This is a genomic window from Kribbella sp. NPDC049584 (assembly GCF_040675555.1).
Taxonomy (GTDB): domain Bacteria; phylum Actinomycetota; class Actinomycetes; order Propionibacteriales; family Kribbellaceae; genus Kribbella.
In genome coordinates this window covers 654545-672396 of the sequence record NZ_JBFAPF010000001.1, presented here as the reverse complement: position 1 = coordinate 672396, position 17852 = coordinate 654545, and the positions used below count along the sequence as shown (strand labels likewise).

Here is a 17852-nt window from a genome sequence, read left to right as displayed (position 1 = left end):
GATTGGCACTTCCGGCATATCTTCGTTATGGTCCCGTGATGTTGGCCGGGATCGGGGAAGATTCCGGACAGCACATCCCCTCGGCGGGACCATAAGCTCCGGGCAGCCAGTCCGGCGTCGGCGGTCGGTGCCTGTGCTGTCCCACCCCGTGCCCGGGTAGCCCTACCTGGGAGCGTTAGTGCGTAAGTCCATCATCGTGGCCGTCGGTGCGACGGCTGCGTTCGCCGTCGCGGGCGGCTCCGTGGCGTATGCCGCGAAGAGCAAGACGGTCAGTCTCTCCGTCGACGGCCAGGTGCGGAAGGTTCACACCTTCGGCTCCACCGTGGCAGACGCCCTGAAGGCCGAGAAAGTTCAGATCGGTGCCCACGACGTGGTTGCGCCGGGTCCGGACTCCAAGCTCAAGGACGGCCAGGAGATCTCGGTCCAGTACGGTCGCGAGCTGACCGTCAACGCCGACGGCACCAAGAAGGCCTACTGGACCACCGCCGACAGCGTGAACGAAGCGCTCGCCGACCTCGGTCTGCGGTACGACGGGGCCCAGCTGTCCACCAGCCGTAGCGCGCCACTCGGGCGCCAGGGGCTGGAGCTGGTCGTGAAGACCCCGAAGACCGTGCAGATCGTCCACCTGGGCAAGGTCGCGACGATCAAGTCGCTGGCCGGCACTGTCGGCGAGGCCCTGACCGAGGCGAAGATCCGTTGGGACGCCGACGACCGGATCACCCCGTCCGCCGCGACCCCGCTGAAGGTCGGTATCAACAAGATCGGCTACGTGCAGGTCCTGCAGAAGCAGGTCACCAAGACCCTGGCGGTTGCGCACGGCACCGACGAGACCAAGTCGGCGACGCTGGTCGAGGGCACGAAGAAGACCACGGCCAAGGGCACCGACGGATCCAAGTCCGTCACGTACCTGTACACCTACCTGGACGGCAAGCTGTCGACCACGAAGGTGGTCACGTCGAGGGTCGTCACCGCGCCGGTCGACGAGCAGGTCCTGGTCGGCACCAAGCCGAAGCCCACGGAGCCGACCACCACGACGACGGACGAGAAGCCGTCGGTCCCCACCAGCAGTGGTGGCGCGTGGGACCGGATCGCCGCGTGTGAGTCCGGTGGCAACTGGGCCGCGAACACCGGCAACGGGTACTACGGCGGTCTCCAGTTCGACCACGGAACCTGGGCGGCCTACGGCGGTACGGCGTACGCCAACAACGCCAACGGTGCCTCGAAGGCGCAGCAGATCGCGATCGCGGAGAAGGTCAAGGCCGACCGCGGTGGCTACGGCGCGTGGCCGGTGTGCGGCAAGAAGGCCTGAGCCTGACACACTGACGGCGTGAGCTCGTCTGATTCATCCACCTCCGCCGGACCGAGGCTTCTCGGTCCGGCGGAGGTGCGTTCACTGGCCGCCGCGCTCGGGGTTCGTCCGACCAAGCAGCGCGGCCAGAACTTCGTCATCGACCCGAACACGGTCCGAAGGATCGTGCGCGCCGCCGACCTGTCCGCCGGCGAGACCGTGCTGGAGGTCGGCCCCGGGCTCGGCTCACTGACCCTGGCGCTGCTCGCGGAGGGCCACCCGGTCACCGCGGTCGAGATCGACCCGCTGCTCGCGCAGGCGCTCCCGTCCACCATCGCGACGTACGCGCCCGAGCAGGCCTCCGCGTTGACCGTGGTCCAGGCCGACGCGATGGACGTGACCCCGGCGGAGATCGGTACGCCGACCGCCTGCGTGGCGAATCTCCCGTACAACGTCGCGGTGCCCGTCCTGCTCCACCTGCTGCAGGTGTCCGACTCGCTACGCCACGGTCTCGTGATGGTGCAGTCCGAGGTCGCGGACCGCCTGGCCGCTCCCCCCGGCTCGCGGACGTACGGCGTACCGTCCGCCAAGGCAGCCTGGTACGCCGACGTGCGGCGCGCCGGGCCGGTCGGGCGGAATGTCTTCTGGCCGGCGCCGAACGTGGACTCCGGGCTGGTCGCGTTCGAACGACGCGATCCGCCGGAGACGCCGGCGAGCCGCGAGGAGGTGTTCGCGGTGATCGAGGCCGCGTTCTCGCAGCGGCGTAAGACGATCCGCTCCGCACTGGCGCGCTGGATGCCGGACCGTGCACGGCTGGACGAGGTGCTCGCGGCAACGGGTATCGACCCGCAGTTGCGCGGCGAGATGCTCGGCATCACCGAGTTCGCGGCGCTCGCCGGTGCAGGTCGGACTCAGTAAGGCACTAACCTGTGCGACGTGCCACCTTCTGTTGAGGTTACGGTGCGAGCGCCGGCCAAGATCAATCTCGGTCTGTCGGTCGGTCCGCCGCGCCCGGACGGGTTCCACCCCGTCGCCACGGTGTACCAGGCCGTTGCCCTGTACGACGACGTCACCGCGCAGGTTCGTGATGACGACGGCGAGGTCTCGGTCGAGATCGTGGGGGACTTCGCGGACGACGTACCGGCCGACGAGACGAACCTCGCGGTGAAGGCGGCCCGGCTGCTGCAGGCGGAGTACGACGTCGACGAGGGTGTCGACCTGACGATCCGCAAGACGATCCCGGTGGCCGGCGGAATGGCCGGTGGATCGACTGACGCCGCAGCGACTCTGGTGGCGTGCAACCGGCTGTGGGGTCTGCAGCTCACGCAGACCGAGCTGCAGCATCACGCCGCGGAGCTGGGCAGTGACGTGCCGTTCTGCCTGGTCGGGCACACGGCGCTCGGCCAGGGCCGCGGCGAGCAGGTCACCGAGGTGATGTCCCGCGGCACGTTCCACTGGGTGTTCGCGGTTGCCGACGGCGGCCTGTCCACCCCCGAGGTGTACGCCGAACTGGACCGCCTGCGGCCCCTGCGCCGCGTCGAGGCACCGCAGGTCCGCCCTGAACTGCTGTCCGCGCTGCTGTCCGGTCAGCCCGGCGCCCTCGCTGTTGCTCTCAGCAACGACCTGCAGGCGGCCGCGTTGTCGTTGCGGCCGGAGCTGGGCGACACCCTCCAGTTCGGCCTCGACCAGGGCGCGCTCGCCGCGCAGATCTCCGGATCCGGCCCCACCTGCCTGTTCCTCGCCGCCGACAGCCGCAGCGCGGTAGACCTGGCCGTCGAACTCGCCGAGTCCGGCCTGTGCCGAATGGTCCGCCAGGCCGAGGGCCCCGTCCCCGGCGCCCGAATCCTTCCCGCCATCGTCTCTCACTAGTACACTTAGCCAAGTGGACTAAGGAGGGATGATGGGCGAGCCTGCCCCGCAGTACAACATTCATGAAGCGAAGACGCAGCTGTCTCGGATTATCGAGCGGGTAGAGCATGGCGAGGAAGTCATCATCAGCCGTGCCGGCCATCCTGTTGCAAAGGTAGTTCCGCTGCCTACTGCCCGTCGACGCACTGGATGGGGCTCGCTGGCAGGCCAGATCAGCCTGGCTGACGACTGGGACTCGCCACAGACGAACGCACAGATCGCCGATGACTTCGGCATCCCCTCGTGACGGAACTGTCTGGAGCGGCGCGTCTTCTGCTGGACACGCATGTGCTGATCTGGTGGTTACAAGCCAGCCCAGAGCTCTCGGACGATCTCAGGGTCCGGATCGACACAGAGCTCGACGTTTATGTCAGCGCTGCGTCCGTCTGGGAACTCTCGATCAAGCAGGCTGCTGGGAAGATCAAACTGCCGGACAACCTGCTGGACTGGATCGAGCGTGGTGGTCTCAGCGAGTTGCCGATCTCCGCGACCCATGCCGACCTCGCGGGGCGGTTGCCGGCGATCCATCGGGATCCCTTCGATCGGATGCTGGTGGCCCAGGCTCTCGTTGAGAAACTGACGCTGGTGACTCGCGACGGACTGATCCAGCGGTACGACGTACCAGTCCTCAAAGCCTGAAAATCGCTCGTCCACACACCGGGTGTGGTGTTACGGTCCGACTGCCCCTTAGTGCAGAGACAGGAGACCGGGATGCGCCGCGGATCGATCGACCTCATTGGTTCTGATCGTTTCGACGCATTCGCGAGGACTCTTGAACTCTCTGACGATGGGCATTGTGGCGCATGTCGACGCCGGTAAGACCAGCCTGACCGAGCGGCTGCTGTACGCCGCCGGGGTCATCGACCGGGTCGGCCGGGTCGACGACGGGAACACCCAGACCGACTCGATGGACCTCGAGCGGAAACGTGGCATCACGATCCGCTCGGCTGTGGTGTCGTTCGCGCTCGGTGACCTGCCGGTGAACCTGATCGACACCCCGGGACACTCCGACTTCATCGCCGAGGTCGAGCGGGCACTGTCGGTGCTCGACGGCGCGGTGCTGGTGATCTCCGCGGTCGAAGGCGTGCAGCCGCAGACGCGGTTGCTGATGCGCACGCTGGACCGGCTGCGCATCCCGACGCTGCTGTTCGTGAACAAGATCGACCGCGTCGGTGCGCGGTACGACGAGCTGCTGGCCGATATCAAGCGCTTGCTGACCCCGGCCGCCGTACCGATGGCCGGAGTCACGGAGCTCGGGACGCGGTCCGCCAGCCTGACGCCCGTCGACGACGAGCCGCTGGCGGAGCTGCTTGCCGAGCGCAACGATGACTTTCTCGAGCGATACCTGTCCGGCGATGCGCTGGACCTCGCCGGCGAGCTGCGGCGCCAGGTCGCCAAGGCGTGGGTGCATCCGGTGTACTTCGGCTCCGCGATGACCGGTGTCGGCGTACCCGAGGTCATCGAGGGCATTCGGTCATGGTTGCCCCGGGCCACCGGATCACCGCAGAATCCTTTGCAGGCAAGGGTTTTCAAGGTCGATCGCGGCGCGGCGGGGCAGAAGATCGCGCTGGCCCGGATGTTCGCGGGCAACTTGACGGCACGCTCGTACGTCGACGTACAGCCGGTGGACGGAGCGGAGTACCAGGCTCGTCCGAGCGCGATCGAGGTGTCAGGTCGACCCGTTGACAGGGCCGAGGCCGGTCAGATCGTGGCGTTGCGCGGGTTGAAGAGCATCCGGATCGGCGATCAGCTCGGTGTGCGTACCAAGCAGGTCGGACGGTTGTTCGCGCCGCCGACGCTGGAGACGGTCGTGAGCGCGCGGGACCGGGTCAAGCTGTTCCAGGCGTTGACGCAGCTCGCCGAGCAGGACCCGCTGATCCGGGTCCGTAAGGCCGACGACCTCACGGTCAGCCTGTACGGCGAGGTCCAGAAGGAGGTGATCGCGTCCTTGCTGGCAACGGAGTACGGCGTCGACGTCACGTTCAGCGAGACCACACCGATCCACGTCGAACGGCTCGACGGCGAGGGCGACGCGATCCGCGAGATGATGGCGCCGGGCAACTTGTGGCTGGCCGGCGTCGGATTCCACGTCGCGCCGATTGCCGAGGGCATCGAGTACAACCTGGTGGTCGAGCTCGGGGGGCTGCCGCGCGCGTTCCATACCGCGATCGAGGAGACCGTACGCCTGACGCTCCATCAAGGCCTGTACGGCTGGGAGATCCCGAACATCCGGGTCGACCTCACGCATACGGCCTACGACAGCGTCGGCACGACGGCCGGTGACTTCCGGCGGCTGGTGCCGATCGTCCTGCTGGAGGCGATCGCCCGAGCCGGCACGACGGTCCTGGAGCCGGTCAACCACTTCGAGCTCGACGTTCCGGCCGACACGGTGTCACGCGTTCTCGCTCACGTCGCCGAACATCGCGGTCTCGTCTCCCAGACCACCCTGACCGAGACGCAGGCCCACCTGGAGGGCACGATCCCAGCGGCGGCCACCCATCCGTTCGAGAGTCTGCTGCCGTCCCTGAGTCACGGCGAAGGCCTCCTCGCCACCACGTTCCACAGCTATCAACCGGTCTCCGGCCCGGCTCCCACCCGGCCGCGGACCGACGGCAACCCCCTCAATCAGAAGGAGTACGTGCTCAACCTCAATCGAAGCTCTTGAGGATCGTGTGGATCTCGGCGACGGTTTGCGCACGGTCGGGCCAGTGGGCCGTGATGCAGAGGAGTTCACGCAGGTGCAGGAGCGGCATCCGCGCACGCCAGCCGTCGGCCAGCGGGTGCACCTCCTCGTACGCCGAGAAGAAGGCGTCGGACAGGTTGCCGTAGACGAGCAGCGTGGCCAGGTCGGCTTCGGGCCAGCCGTAGTTGACGGCGGGATCGATCATGCCGGGCTGCCCGTCGGGGCCGGGCAGGAGGTTGCCGTGCCAGAGGTCACCGTGCAGGAGCGACGGCGGCTGGTCCGGGACCAGTTCCGGCAGGCGACCGGTAAGGCGTTCCAGCCGGTGGCGATCGGCCGACGTGAGCTGTCCGAAGCAGTTGGGCTCCTCGAGGTACCGGAGTAGACGCTGCTCCGCGAAGAACGCGTGACCGTCGGTCGTCCACGGGTTCCGCTGCGGAAGCGTGCCCAGGTAGTTGTCCCGGTGGTACCCGAACTTGTCCGACGTCTGCTGATGCTGCAGCGCCAACGCCCGCCCCGCATCCTCCCAGTACGTCGGTGACGCTGCCGTCGTACCGAGGTCAGCCAGGACGATGAACGACGACGTGACCCGGAGCACCTCTGGTACGGCGAACCCGCCCGGGACCCGCAGTGCGTCGAGGCCATCGGCTTCGAGCGGATACAGGTCGAGCGGCAGGTTGTCCTGGGTCTTCACGACCACCGTCCGGCCCAGCGACGTACGCACGCGGTAGGTCTTGCTGGCGTACCCGCCCTCCAGCGGATCGGCCGCGATCGGGTCGCCCAGGGACAGGCCCTCGAGCCAGGCGGGAGTCAGCACCTGGACGATCCTGGCACGGCTGTCCCGGTCGGATACCCTTGGGCGCGTTATGGCGGCACCTAACTTGGTCAATATGGAAGCTGTTTCCAAAGGCTTCGGCACCCGGACGTTGCTCGACTCGGTCACTCTCGGGATCGGGCGGGGAGAACGGGCCGGCGTGGTCGGGCGGAACGGCGACGGCAAATCGACGCTTCTACAGGTCCTGGCGAGGCGTGAGGAGCCCGACAGCGGCCGGATCACGCACAACCGCGACCTGCGGCTCGGGTACCTCGGGCAGAGCGACGACCTCGATCCCGGGCAGACCGTGCTGCACGCGGTGCTCGGCGATGTCGAGACCTACACCTGGGCCGCCGATCCACGCGCACGCTCGGTGATGGAGCACTTGCTCGGCGAGGTCGACCACCAGGCGCTCGTCGGCAGCCTGAGCGGCGGCGAGCGCCGTCGGGCGTCGCTCGCGAGGCTGTTGCTGACCGAGGTCGACCTGCTCGTCCTCGACGAGCCCACCAACCACCTCGACATCGAGGCCGTCAGCTGGCTCGCCGAGCACGTCGTCGACCGCGCCGGCGCCCTCATCGTCGTCACCCACGACCGCTGGTTCCTGGACGCGGTCTGCACGGTCACCTGGGAGGTGCAGGGCGGCCAGGTCTCGTCGTACGACGGTGGGTACGCCGCGTACGTCCTCGCCAAGGCCGAGCGGTCCCGTTCCGCGCAGGTCACCGAGACCAAGCGGCAGAACCTCCTGAAGAAGGAACTCGCCTGGCTGCGCCGTGGTGCACCGGCGCGATCCACCAAGCCGAAGTTCCGCATCGACGCGGCCAACGCCCTGATCGAGAACGAGCCGCCGCCACGCGACAAGGTGGCGCTCTCGCAGCTGGCGACGGCCCGGCTCGGCAAGGACGTGTTCGATGTCGAGGACGTCAGCCTGAGCTTCGGCGAGCGGGTGATGCTCAACCACGTCACGTTCCGCCTCGGCCCGGCCGACCGGATCGGGCTGCTCGGCCCGAACGGCGCCGGCAAGACGACGTTCCTCAGGGTCCTCACCGGTCAGCTCGCCCCGGACCGCGGCGTGGTCAAACAGGGCAAGACGGTCCGCGTCGCGAACCTGTCCCAGACCCTCGACGAGGTCGACGGCGCGGCGACCGTGCTCGAGCACATCACCTCGATCCGCCGTACGGCGGCGCTTGCGGGCCGAGGCGGTGAGCTGACGTCGTCGCAGCTGCTCGAGCGCTTCGGGTTCACCGGGGACAAGCTGACGACGCGGATCTCGGATCTGTCCGGTGGCGAGCGGCGGCGGCTGCAACTGCTGCGCATCCTGCTCGACGAGCCGAACGTGCTGATCCTCGACGAGCCGACCAACGACCTGGACGTCGAGACGCTGACCGTGCTGGAGGATTTCCTCGACAGCTGGCCCGGCGTCGTCGTCACGGTCACCCACGACCGGTACTTCCTCGAACGCGTGAGCGACATGGTTTACGCGATCATGGGTGACGGCCAGGTGCGGCATCTGCCGCGCGGTGTCGATCAGTATCTCGAGGAACTCGAGGCCGGAATTCCACGCCGGGCGCCGTCAAATGCGCTGACACCGGCGGCGGAGATGTCCAGCAATTTGTCCGTTGACCCGGCAGCGACGCGGGCGGCGAAGAAAGAGCTGAACCGGATCGAGCGGCAGCTCGCCAAACTCACCGAGACCGAGGCGAAGCTGCACGACCAGCTGGCCGCCAGCGCGAGCGACTACGAGCGGCTGGCCGAGCTGGACACCGAGCTGCGCAAACTCGCCGACGAGCGGACCGAGCTCGAGACCGCCTGGTTCGAAGCCGCCGAACTGGCGGAGTAGACGCTGCCGAACTGGCGCAGTAAACGCTGCCGAGCTGGCGCAGGAGATGCTGCCGAGACGCGGGTTGAGCCGCGGCGCCCCTCCGATCCCCTGTGATTCGGAGGGGGCGCCGGGCTCTTGGGTGAGCGGGCCCCGTGCCGGCCGGCGTTGTTCGGGCCCCGAGCCCCGGACACCGCGCGGCCACTTTCGGCGGACCACCTCTTGCCGCCGAAGTCACCGTGATCTGACGTTTTGTAGTCGGCCAACCACCGACGGTGATGACCCTAGTGCGGGCGCTCACTCAGTGTCGATAGTCGTCGGCTACAGCAATCTCTCGATCTCGTTGCAACTAGCAACGATCGTGGCCGGGCAGAAGTGACGGGTCGTCTTTTCGGATTATTCCGGCACAATTCCCCGGCGCGTTTGTGCGGCTATTGTCAGTGCTTTTCGAGATCGAACGGACGGACGAGTTCGCGCAGTACGCGGGCGATCTTCTGCTGGTCGCGCTCGCTGAGCGATCCCAGCAGCGCGCGCTCGTGGGTGAGCAGGTCGGCCATCGCCGCGTCGACCGCGTCGCGTCCGGCAGTGGTCAGCTGGACCAGCACGCCGCGGCGATCCGAGGGATCCGGCAGGCGCTCGACCAGGCCGCGCGCGGCGAGCCGGTCGACCCGGTTCGTCATCGTGCCCGAGGTGACCAGGGTTTCCTTGAGCAGTTTGCCGGGGGAGAGTTGGTACGGCGCACCAGCCCGGCGCAGGGCCGCGAGTACGTCGAACTCCCACGACTCCAGGCCGTGGGTGTCGAACGCTTGACTGCGGGCGCGATCCAGGTGGCGCGCGAGCCGGCTGACCCGGGACAGCACCTCCATCGGCGCCACGTCGAGGTCGGGGCGCTCACGGCGCCAGGCCTCGATCAGCCGATCGACCTCGTCCTCCATGGTTCGAGACTACCCATCAAGACTCTTGACATCAAGACAAGTCGCAGGACTAGAGTATCTCGATGTCAAGATAAATCGCGGAGAGAGGTGCAGACCGATGCGGACGTCACCGGTGTGGAGTCCAGTGCAGTACGGCACGTACGCCGACGAGCGGGCCCGTCCGTTCCGGGACCTGGTCGAGCGTGTGCACGCGACCGACGTACGGACTGTCGTCGATCTCGGCTGCGGTCCGGGCGCGCTGACCGCGACCCTGCGCGAGGTCTGGCCGGAGGCCGAGATCCGTGGCATCGACAGCTCACCGCAGATGCTCGAGGCCGCAGCGGAGTACGCGGACGACCACCTGAGCTTCGAGTTGGGTGATGTTCGCGAATGGGCCGCCGAGCCGGGATCGGTCGACGTGATCGTCACGAATGCGACGCTGCAGTGGATCGCGGAGCAGGTCGACCTGCTGCCCGGGTTCGTGCGGGCGTTGCGTCCGGGCGGGTGGCTGGCGATCCAGATCCCGGGCAACGGGAACGCGCCGTCGCACGCGATCCTGCGTGAGCTCGCTGAGACCGAGCCGTACGCCGAGTATGCGAAGGACGCGTCGCTGCGTCCGGACGTGCCCGGGCCGGCGGAGTACGTCGATGTGCTCAGCGCGGAAGGCTGTGTGGTGGATGCGTGGGAGACGACGTACTTCCATGTGCTGGCGGGCGACAACGCCGTACTGGAATGGGTGAAGGGGACCGGTGCGCGCCCGGTGCTGCAGTCGTTGCCGGATGACCTGCGCAAGCAGTTCGAGGCCGAGTACGGCGCTCGGTTGGCGGAGGCTTATCCGCAGCAGCCGTACGGGACGTTGTTGCCGTTCCGTCGGATCTTCGCCGTTGCCCAGAAGATGGCCCAGAAGAAGGGATGAGCATGCGGCTCGATCATGTTCAGGTGTCGTGCCCGCCGGGCGGCGAGGACGTGGCGCGGGCGTTCTACGGCGAGGCGCTCGGGATGACCGAGGTGGAGAAGCCGGAGCTGCTCCAACCGCGTGGCGGATGCTGGTTCAAGGCCGGCGACGCAGAGATCCATGTCGGAGTGGAGGCGGGGTTCACTCCGGCGAAGAAGGCGCATCCGGCGTTGGCTGTTGACGACCTGGATGGACTGGCGGCAAAGCTCGCCAACCTCGGCTATCCGGTCACCTGGGACAACGAGACGATCCCGGGCCGCCGACGGTTTCACACCGCCGACGGCCACGGGAATCGCGTGGAGATTGTCTGTGAACGAGCGTAGCGAGTGAACCAAAAAGCACAGCGCGCACCGCTTCGCCGGAGCCGAGCGAAGCGAGGTAGAGGTGCAAGCGGCTCGCCCGGCCCCCTCAAGCCGGGCGAGCCGCTGGCTCATTCGGTCGCCAGGGCACCTGCCGGAGCGACCTTCGCGGCCCGTCGCGCGGGTAGGACCGAGGCAAGCAGGCCGGCGACGGCGGCGACGGCGGCGATGATGATCAGCAGGGTTCCGGGTACGGCGTACTCGACGCCGCCGTCGACGGTCTGGCCGCCCATCAGCGCGCTCGTCCCGGTCCAGCCGTAGACCAGACCGAGCACAATCCCGAGGCCTGCCGCGACCAGTGCCATCAGCAACGATTCGACGGCGAGCATCCTGCGCAGCTGGCGGCGGGACAGGCCCATCGCGCGGAGCAGTGCGTTCTCCCGTGTCCGCTCGAGGACCGACAGGCTGAGCGTGTTGCCCACGCCAACCAGTGCGATCAGCACCGAGACCCCGAGCAGACCGACGCCGACGATCAGCAGTACGTCGAAGACCTTCGTGTAGCTGGTCCGTTCGGCCAGGCCGCCCGTGACGGAGAGGTCCTTCACGGTCGGGAGCGACTGGTCCACGGCGTCGAGCACGTCCGAGCCGTCCGCCTTCGGGTCCGAGGCCAGCCAGAACCCGGTCAGCGGCGCGGTCGGCGCCAGCTTGGCGAGATCGGACGAGCTCACGGTGATCGGATCGAGCCCGGTCGCCTGCTGGGCTGTGACGGTCAGCTTGTGCTGTCCGGACACGATCGTCAGCGGCGATCCGTTCTCGAGCTTCAGCATGATCATCGTTGACCGGTCCAACAACGCCGTACCCGGCTTGAGCTTCGCGGCCGCCTCCGGGTTGTGGATGACCGAGCCTGCCTTCGCCGGGTCGATGCCCGTCACCTGGACCTCTTGGCCGCCGGACTTCACCAGTACCTGGCTGACCGGGACGACCTGCGTGATGCCCTTGATGTTGCGGAGTTGCTGCTCGGCGTTGGCCGGCATCTTCTCCTTGTACGTCGTCACCATCAGGTCGACCGGGTACTGGCCGTCCATCGACACGTCGAACGTCTTCCGCACCGAGGCGATCCCGACGCAAGTCAGGCTGATCAATGTCACGCCGATGAGCAGCGCGGACGTGGTGGCCGCCGTACGCTTCGGATTCCGGACCGCGTTCGCTACCGCGATCCTCGCGGGTACGCCGCCGCTCCGAGCGGGCAGCGCGCCGATGACGCGGATCAGCGCAGGCACGAGCAGTGAACCGACCGCGAGGATGCCGAGGAACGAGATCGCACCGCCCGCGACACCGACCAGGACCTGGTGTGTTGCCGCTCCGGACGCCAGCAGCAGGCCACCGCCGAGAAGGAGCAGGAAACCCACGATAAGACGCAGTACGCCGGCCTTGGACGCGGCCGCCGGAGCAGCCTCGGGACGCAGCGCTGCGAGCGGCGCGACCTTGGTCGCCCGACGAGCCGGTACGACGGCGGCAATCAGGGTCGCCACGGTTCCGAGCAGCAGCGGCAGGAACACCGACGACAGGTCAAGGTGCAGCGGCACCGGCGGGATGCCCCAGTCGAACTCGCGGGACAGCGCCAGGCCCAGCGCGGAGAGCGCGACACCGAAGACGACACCGACCGTCGACGCGATCACGCCGACCACGCTCGCCTCGGCGATCACCGACGAGAACACCTGCCGCCGGGACGCGCCGACACACCGCAGCAGCGCCATCTCGCGGGTGCGCTGGGCGATCACGATCGTGAACGTGTTGCCGATCACCAGACACGCGACGAACAGCGCGATCACGGCGAACATCCCGAACACACCGCCGAGCACGTCGATGCCGTTGGTGTAGCTCTTCACCTCGTGTTCGATGAATCCCGTTCCGGTGAAGGTCTCCAATCCCTTGGAAACAACGGGTCCCGCGGCGTCGGCCAGCTGCTGCTGCGTGACGCCGGGTTTGGCGGCGATCGCGATCCCTCGGACGAAGGCGCCCGGTTCGAACATCTTCACCGCGGCCGGAGTCGCGACCGCGGACGCCGTACCGACGTACTTCGAGTCGTCGAGGAGCCCGACGACCGTGACGTTCCAGGACTTGTCCTCGTACGAGCTGATCCGCAGCGTCTGACCGACGGTGACCTTGTGCTTGGCGGCGGCGCGGGCCGGCAGCGCGATCTCATTCGTTGTGGTTGGCAACCGTCCCGAGGAGGTACCGAGCCCGGCGATGCGAGTGGTGTCGTAGAGCGCGTCGATCGGGAGCGTGGTCGGCCGGACGAGGTCCGGGTACGACACCTGTATGTACGCCGTCGTCAGCGTGACGACCGACGCGGCCTGCGGCAGCTTCTGCACGTTGGCGATGTCGGCGGGCGAGATCGACGCCTGGTTCGGGTAGACGACGGCGTCGACACCCTTGTACTGCGCGCCGATCGTCTCGTCGACACCGTGCGACGCGGACGAGTGCACGATCATCGCCAGCGAACCGAAACCGACCCCGAGAACGATCGCCAGACAGGCGGCGACCAGGCGGCCCACGTGGGCGCGCAGCGAGGAGAGGATGGAACGTCGCACGTCAGGCTCCCAGCTGGCGCAGGGCGTCGAGGACGCTCTCCGGGGTCGGCTGCCGCAGCTCGCCCGCAAGCTTGCCGTCGGCAAGCATCACGACGCGGTCGGCGTACGACGCGGCCAGCGGATCGTGGGTGACCATCACCACGGTCTGGCCGAACTCGCGGACCGAACGACGCAGGAAGCCGAGCACCTCGGCGCCGGACCGCGAGTCCAGGTTGCCGGTCGGCTCGTCGGCGAACACGACCTCAGGCCGGCCGACGAGGGCCCGCGCGACCGCGACCCGCTGCTGCTGACCGCCGGACAGCTCCGACGGCCGGTGCGTGAGCCGATCCTCGAGACCGAGTACGTCGATCAGCGTGTCGAGCCACTGCTGATCGGGCTTGCGGTTGCCGAGCTCGAGCGGCAGCAGGATGTTGTCCTTGGCCGTCAGCATCGGGAGCAGGTTGAACGACTGGAACACGAAGCCGACCCGGTCCCGGCGGATCTTGGTCAGCTCCGAGTCGGGCAGTTGGGTCAGCTCGGTCTCGCCGAGCAGGACCTGACCGCCGGTCGGCGTGTCGAGGCCGGCCAGGCAGTGCATCAGCGTCGACTTGCCGGACCCGGACGGGCCCATGATCGCGGTGAACTGGCCGACGCCGAAGTCGACCGAGACACCGTCCAGAGCGGCGACCGCGGTATCGCCCTGTCCGTACACCTTGCGCAGCTCGTGCGCCCGGATCGCGGTCCGCGGTTCCCCGTCCTGCGGCAACCGCCCGGCCGCAAGCTCTCCGGTCTGCAAGCTCATGTCACTCCTTGGTTCAACTCCGATGTTGTCCAAGAAGTTAGTGATCCGGCGGCCCGGTTACGTCGGACCAGAGTGGGGACTACGGGTCCTACCTGGGTATTACTTGGTGGGTCGGACCAGACCCGTTTCGTACCCCAGGACGACGAGGGCGACCCGGTCGCGCAGGCCGGTCTTGGCCAGGATGCGGCCGATGTGGGTCTTGACCGTTGCCTCGGACAACGTGAAGAGCTTGGCGATCTCGGTGTTCGACAGGCCGCGGGCCACCTCGACCAGGACCTCCCGCTCGCGGGCCGTCAGATCCGCCAGGTCGGGGCGCTCGGTCTCGGTATCGGGCAGTGCCCCGGCGAAGTGCTCGAGGAGGCGCTTCGTCGTACTGGGGGAGACCACGGCATCGCCGGAGTGCACCTGGCGGATCGCCGACAGCAGGTCGGCCGGCGGGGTGTTCTTGAGCAGGAAGCCGGCCGCCCCGGCCTTGATCGCCGCGAACGCGTACTCGTCCAGGTCGAACGTGGTCAGCACTATCACTTTCGGTGCGTCCGGCAACGACTGCAGCCGGCGGGTCGCCTCGACCCCGTCCAGCCGCGGCATCCGGACATCCATCAGTACGACGTCGCACGCGGTGACCTGGATCTTCTCGACCGCCTCACCGCCGTCGCCCGCCTGGCCGACCACGCGCATATCGGGCTGGGAGTCCACGAGCATCGTGAAACCTGCTCTGACGAGCTCCTGATCGTCCACGAGGAACACCCGGATCACGTCGTCCATTACTCTCCACTCGGCAAGTTGTAGGGCAGTTTGGCGATCACCTCGTAACCGCCGCCCGCCTTCGGTCCGGCGCTCACCGTACCGCCCGAGACCGAGGCGCGCTGCCGCATCCCGACCAGGCCGTGACCAGGGTCGGAGCTCGGCGCGACGCCGGCGCCACGGCCGTCGTCGGTGACCACCACGGTCAGCATCTCGCGCCCGAAGTCCAACGAGACGGAGGTGCGCGCTCCCGGCCCGGCGTGTTTCAGCGTGTTGGTCAGACCCTCCTGCACGATCCGGTACGCCGTGAGTCCCAGCAGCGCGGGCAGATCGCGTGGGTGGCCGGTGACGTCGTACGTGACATTCAGCCCGGCCTCTCGGACGTTGTCGATCAGCTCCGGCAGGCTGGACACGCCCGGCTGCGGGCGCGGCTGGTTCGGGTCGAGCTCGTTCTGCTCGTCCTGCTTGAGCAGGCCGAGCATCTTGCGCATCTCGGTCAGGCTCGCGCGGCCGGTGTCGCCGATGGTGGCCAGCGCCTTCTTCGCCGCCTCGGGGGACTGGTCCGCGGCATACAGCCCGCCGTCGGCCTGGACGATCATGATCGACAGGCCGTGCGCGACCACGTCGTGGATCTCGCGGGCGATCCGGGTCCGTTCGTTGCTCACGGCCAGCTTCGACTCGCGGTCGCGGTCCCGCTCGAGCTGTGCGGCGCGCTCCTCGAGCTGAGCGACGTACAGACCACGGGTACGGCGGCGGTCGCCGAACGCCCAGACGCCGAAGACGACCGCGGCCAGGCCGACCATCGTGGTGATCTGCTGCTTCCAGTCCGAGTTCGACCAGTACCGCGAGACCGCCATCAGCACGCCGAGGCCGCCGATGCCGAGGGCGATCCGGCTCAGCCGCACGTCGCCGTACACGGCGATCGCGTAGAGGGCGACGAGCAGACCGACGTTGCCGGCCTGCAACTCGATGCCGAACAGCCATTGCACGGCGGCCACCGAGCAGACCGCGAAGAACGTCAGCTCGGGGTGGGTGCGGCGCCAGATCAGCGGGACCAGCATCCCGAACGCGAGGATGCCGCCCCAGTGCACCTGGGCCAGCGACAGGAAGCCGAAGGTCATGCAAAGCCCGCCGGCCAGAAGCAGGTCGAACGCCTTGCTCCGGGCAGGCAGCGGCCTTGCGGTCAGCATCCCCGTCATGCGAGCCAGGGTACGGGGCTGATTTCGCGCCGAGGTCATGCCACGGGCGGATTTCGCCGTACGACCTCAGGCTGTTACTTGTGCGGTCTGGTCGAGAGCGTGGGCTTGGCCTCGAGGCCGGACAGGCCGTTCCAGGCCAGGTTGACCAGGTGGGCGGCGACGTCGGGCTTCTTGGGTTTGCGGGCGTCCAGCCACCACTGGCCGGTGAGCGCGACCATGCCGACCAGCATCTGGGCGTACATCGGCGCGTTCTTCGGGTCCAGGCCGCGGCGCTTGAACTCCTCGGCGAGGATGTGCTCGACCCGGGTCGCGACATCGCTCAGGATCGAGATGAACGAACCGGTCGACGATCCGACCGGCGAGTCGCGGACCAGGATCCGGAAACCGTCGGCGTTCTTCTCGATGTAGTCGAGCAGCGCGAGTGCCGCCTGCTCGACGAGCTCGTGCGCGCGACCGGCCGTCAGCGCACCGGTGACGCCGTCCAGCAGGCTGCGGACCTCGCGGTCGACGACAACGGCGTACAGGCCTTCCTTGCCGCCGAAGTGTTCGTAGACGACCGGCTTGGAGACCTCGGCGCGGTGCGCGATCTCCTCGACCGAGGTGGCCTCGTACCCCTTCTGCGCGAACAGGCCGCGGGCAATCGTGATGAGTTGTTCGCGACGTTCGGCACTGGTCATCCGGATCCGGCCGGACCGCCGCGGTTTGGGTTCCGTCACGTCGTGATCACGTCAGCATCATGCCGCACTTCGGGTAGCGCCGTTGGGAGTTTTCAGGCAGCCTTGAGCGTACGCGCCGAAGAGTCCACACGTCGGGCCTCCAGCCGCTCCTTGACCGGCCAGCGGACATCGGAGACCCAGCCGCGCTGCTCGAAGAACCAGATGCAGCGTGCCGACGTGTCCAGCTGACCCTTCAGTACGCCGTGCCGCGCGCAGGTCGGGTCGGAGTGGTGCAGGTTGTGCCACGACTCGCCCTGGCTCAGGATCGCCAGCCACCACACGTTGCCGGACTTGTCCCGGCTCTTGAACGGCCGGTCGCCGATCGTGTGGCAGATCGAGTTGATCGACCAGGTGACGTGGTGCAGCAGCGCGATGCGGACCAGGCTGGCCCAGAAGAACGCCGTCAGCGCGCCGGAGATCGACCAGGACCACAGGCCGCCGATGACCGCGGGCGCGAGGAGCGAGACCGCCACCAGGAGCGGGAACATGCGGGACACTCGCACGATGTCCTTGTCCTTCAGCAGGTCCGGTGCGTACTGGCGCTGCGGGGTCTGCTCGGTGTCGAACAGCCAGCCGACGTGAGCGTGGTAGAAGCCCTTGGTCAGCGCCCCGAGGGTGTTGCCGTACTTCCACGGGCTGTGCGGGTCGCCGTCGCGGTCGGAGAACTTGTGGTGCTTGCGGTGATCGGCCACCCAGCGGATCACCGGCCCCTCGATCGCCAGCGAGCCGGCGATGGCAAGCGCGTACTTCATCGGCCGGTTCGGCTTGAACGACTTGTGCGTGAACAGCCGGTGGAAACCGATCGAGATCCCGTGCCCCGCGACCGTGTAGAACACCACGGCGAGCACGACGTCCCGCCAGCCGAGAAAACCGCCCCACGCGATCGGCACCGCCGCCAGCACCGCCAGGAACGGAATGCCGATGAACAACGCCAGCGCGATCTGCTCCCAGGCCTTCTTCTGCTCACCGCCGAGCGTGCCGGTGTTCACATCCTCGACAACCGGCGCGATACGGGTGGGCGCTTCCGGCGTGGCAACGGGTGGGGTCATAGCTGTTTCATCCCTCTGGTCCGGGTTCCTTACCTACGCCACCGTAACCTACGGAACCGTAGGTAAGGAACCCCTGGGCGTGTCATCCACCCCAC

Annotated in this window: 17 protein-coding genes; 9 read left to right on the top strand and 8 right to left on the bottom strand. The window is 67.9% G+C overall.

Annotated elements, in window-relative coordinates; translation table 11 throughout:
* Positions 1–178 precede the first annotated feature (178 nt).
* The 6 genes from AB0J62_RS03345 to AB0J62_RS03320 all read left to right on the top strand — a co-directional run bounded on the left by AB0J62_RS03345 (position 179) and on the right by AB0J62_RS03320 (position 5861).
* The gene (locus AB0J62_RS03345; protein WP_363863914.1) at positions 179–1309 is read left to right on the top strand and encodes a ubiquitin-like domain-containing protein; all 1131 of its coding nucleotides are present in this window, start codon (positions 179–181) and stop codon (positions 1307–1309) included.
* An 18-nt stretch (positions 1310–1327) separates the two neighbouring features.
* Positions 1328–2206 carry a 16S rRNA (adenine(1518)-N(6)/adenine(1519)-N(6))-dimethyltransferase RsmA gene (rsmA, locus tag AB0J62_RS03340; protein WP_363863912.1) on the top strand — a complete coding sequence of 293 codons (879 nt, stop codon included), beginning with the start codon at positions 1328–1330 and terminating at the stop codon, positions 2204–2206.
* An 18-nt stretch (positions 2207–2224) separates the two neighbouring features.
* The gene (locus AB0J62_RS03335) at positions 2225–3157 is read left to right on the top strand and encodes a 4-(cytidine 5'-diphospho)-2-C-methyl-D-erythritol kinase (RefSeq protein WP_202871908.1); all 933 of its coding nucleotides are present in this window, start codon (positions 2225–2227) and stop codon (positions 3155–3157) included.
* 31 nt (positions 3158–3188) lie between these two features.
* Positions 3189–3443 carry a type II toxin-antitoxin system prevent-host-death family antitoxin gene (locus tag AB0J62_RS03330; RefSeq protein ID WP_363863909.1) on the top strand — a complete coding sequence of 85 codons (255 nt, stop codon included), beginning with the start codon at positions 3189–3191 and terminating at the stop codon, positions 3441–3443.
* Positions 3440–3835, top strand: coding sequence for a type II toxin-antitoxin system VapC family toxin (locus tag AB0J62_RS03325; protein WP_363863907.1), 396 nt, complete (start codon positions 3440–3442; stop codon positions 3833–3835). Before AB0J62_RS03330 ends, AB0J62_RS03325 begins: the two co-directional genes overlap by 4 nt.
* Positions 3836–3983: 148 nt before the next feature.
* Positions 3984–5861: a translation factor GTPase family protein gene (locus AB0J62_RS03320; RefSeq protein WP_363863905.1), complete on the top strand. Its 1878-nt coding sequence runs from the start codon at positions 3984–3986 to the stop codon at positions 5859–5861.
* On the opposite strand, the gene AB0J62_RS03315 is transcribed toward AB0J62_RS03320, so the two are convergent.
* Positions 5845–6693 carry a fructosamine kinase family protein gene (locus tag AB0J62_RS03315; RefSeq protein WP_363863903.1) on the bottom strand — a complete coding sequence of 283 codons (849 nt, stop codon included), beginning with the start codon at positions 6691–6693 and terminating at the stop codon, positions 5845–5847. The genes AB0J62_RS03320 and AB0J62_RS03315 overlap by 17 nt on opposite strands.
* 49 nt (positions 6694–6742) lie before the next feature.
* Here AB0J62_RS03315 and AB0J62_RS03310 point away from each other — a divergent pair, with 49 nt between their 5' ends.
* The gene (locus AB0J62_RS03310) at positions 6743–8527 is read left to right on the top strand and encodes an ABC-F family ATP-binding cassette domain-containing protein (RefSeq protein WP_363863901.1); all 1785 of its coding nucleotides are present in this window, start codon (positions 6743–6745) and stop codon (positions 8525–8527) included.
* Between the two features lie 416 nt (positions 8528–8943).
* Here the strand turns inward: AB0J62_RS03310 and AB0J62_RS03305 are convergent, their stop codons facing one another.
* On the bottom strand, positions 8944–9441 hold the full coding sequence (locus AB0J62_RS03305) for a MarR family transcriptional regulator (RefSeq protein ID WP_130440594.1): 498 nt from the start codon (positions 9439–9441) through the stop codon (positions 8944–8946).
* A 97-nt stretch (positions 9442–9538) separates the two neighbouring features.
* On the opposite strand from AB0J62_RS03305, the gene AB0J62_RS03300 reads away from it, so the two are divergent.
* Together AB0J62_RS03300 and AB0J62_RS03295 are read left to right on the top strand one after the other, a co-directional pair.
* Positions 9539–10336 carry a methyltransferase domain-containing protein gene (locus AB0J62_RS03300; RefSeq protein ID WP_363863898.1) on the top strand — a complete coding sequence of 266 codons (798 nt, stop codon included), beginning with the start codon at positions 9539–9541 and terminating at the stop codon, positions 10334–10336.
* A 2-nt stretch (positions 10337–10338) separates the two neighbouring features.
* A complete protein-coding gene (locus AB0J62_RS03295; RefSeq protein WP_363863896.1) occupies positions 10339–10698 on the top strand; it encodes a VOC family protein in 360 nt (119 codons plus the stop codon).
* Positions 10699–10805: 107 nt separating this feature from the next.
* Here the strand turns inward: AB0J62_RS03295 and AB0J62_RS03290 are convergent, their stop codons facing one another.
* From AB0J62_RS03290 to AB0J62_RS03265, 6 genes are all read right to left on the bottom strand, one after another.
* Positions 10806–13268, bottom strand: a complete 2463-nt coding sequence (locus AB0J62_RS03290) for an FtsX-like permease family protein (RefSeq protein WP_363863894.1) — start codon at positions 13266–13268, stop codon at positions 10806–10808.
* A gap of 1 nt (position 13269) precedes the next feature.
* Complete coding sequence (locus AB0J62_RS03285; protein ID WP_363863892.1) at positions 13270–14049, bottom strand: ABC transporter ATP-binding protein; 780 nt, start codon at positions 14047–14049, stop codon at positions 13270–13272.
* A 99-nt stretch (positions 14050–14148) separates the two neighbouring features.
* Entirely contained in the window at positions 14149–14814 is a 666-nt protein-coding gene (locus AB0J62_RS03280; protein ID WP_363863890.1) for a response regulator transcription factor, read from the bottom strand.
* Entirely contained in the window at positions 14814–15992 is a 1179-nt protein-coding gene (locus tag AB0J62_RS03275; RefSeq protein ID WP_363863888.1) for a sensor histidine kinase, read from the bottom strand. Before AB0J62_RS03275 ends, AB0J62_RS03280 begins: the two co-directional genes overlap by 1 nt.
* A gap of 74 nt (positions 15993–16066) precedes the next feature.
* Positions 16067–16708 carry a TetR/AcrR family transcriptional regulator gene (locus tag AB0J62_RS03270; RefSeq protein WP_134108052.1) on the bottom strand — a complete coding sequence of 214 codons (642 nt, stop codon included), beginning with the start codon at positions 16706–16708 and terminating at the stop codon, positions 16067–16069.
* 53 nt (positions 16709–16761) lie between these two features.
* The gene (locus tag AB0J62_RS03265; RefSeq protein WP_363863885.1) at positions 16762–17757 is read right to left on the bottom strand and encodes an acyl-CoA desaturase; all 996 of its coding nucleotides are present in this window, start codon (positions 17755–17757) and stop codon (positions 16762–16764) included.
* Positions 17758–17852 lie beyond the last annotated feature (95 nt).

What these genes read in the sequence shown, in the direction of transcription:
- AB0J62_RS03330 (WP_363863909.1), top strand. Translation starts at nt 3,189, where the DNA reads ATGGGCGAGCCTGCCCCGCAGTACAACATTCATGAAGCGAAGACGCAG.
- AB0J62_RS03310 (WP_363863901.1), top strand. Translation starts at nt 6,743, where the DNA reads ATGGCGGCACCTAACTTGGTCAATATGGAAGCTGTTTCCAAAGGCTTC.
- AB0J62_RS03300 (WP_363863898.1), top strand. Translation starts at nt 9,539, where the DNA reads ATGCGGACGTCACCGGTGTGGAGTCCAGTGCAGTACGGCACGTACGCC.
- AB0J62_RS03280 (WP_363863890.1), bottom strand. Translation starts at nt 14,814, where the DNA reads ATGGACGACGTGATCCGGGTGTTCCTCGTGGACGATCAGGAGCTCGTC.
- AB0J62_RS03305 (WP_130440594.1), bottom strand. Translation starts at nt 9,441, where the DNA reads ATGGAGGACGAGGTCGATCGGCTGATCGAGGCCTGGCGCCGTGAGCGC.
- AB0J62_RS03265 (WP_363863885.1), bottom strand. Translation starts at nt 17,757, where the DNA reads ATGACCCCACCCGTTGCCACGCCGGAAGCGCCCACCCGTATCGCGCCG.
- AB0J62_RS03275 (WP_363863888.1), bottom strand. Translation starts at nt 15,992, where the DNA reads ATGACGGGGATGCTGACCGCAAGGCCGCTGCCTGCCCGGAGCAAGGCG.
- AB0J62_RS03285 (WP_363863892.1), bottom strand. Translation starts at nt 14,049, where the DNA reads ATGAGCTTGCAGACCGGAGAGCTTGCGGCCGGGCGGTTGCCGCAGGAC.
- AB0J62_RS03320 (WP_363863905.1), top strand. Translation starts at nt 3,984, where the DNA reads ATGGGCATTGTGGCGCATGTCGACGCCGGTAAGACCAGCCTGACCGAG.
- AB0J62_RS03295 (WP_363863896.1), top strand. Translation starts at nt 10,339, where the DNA reads ATGCGGCTCGATCATGTTCAGGTGTCGTGCCCGCCGGGCGGCGAGGAC.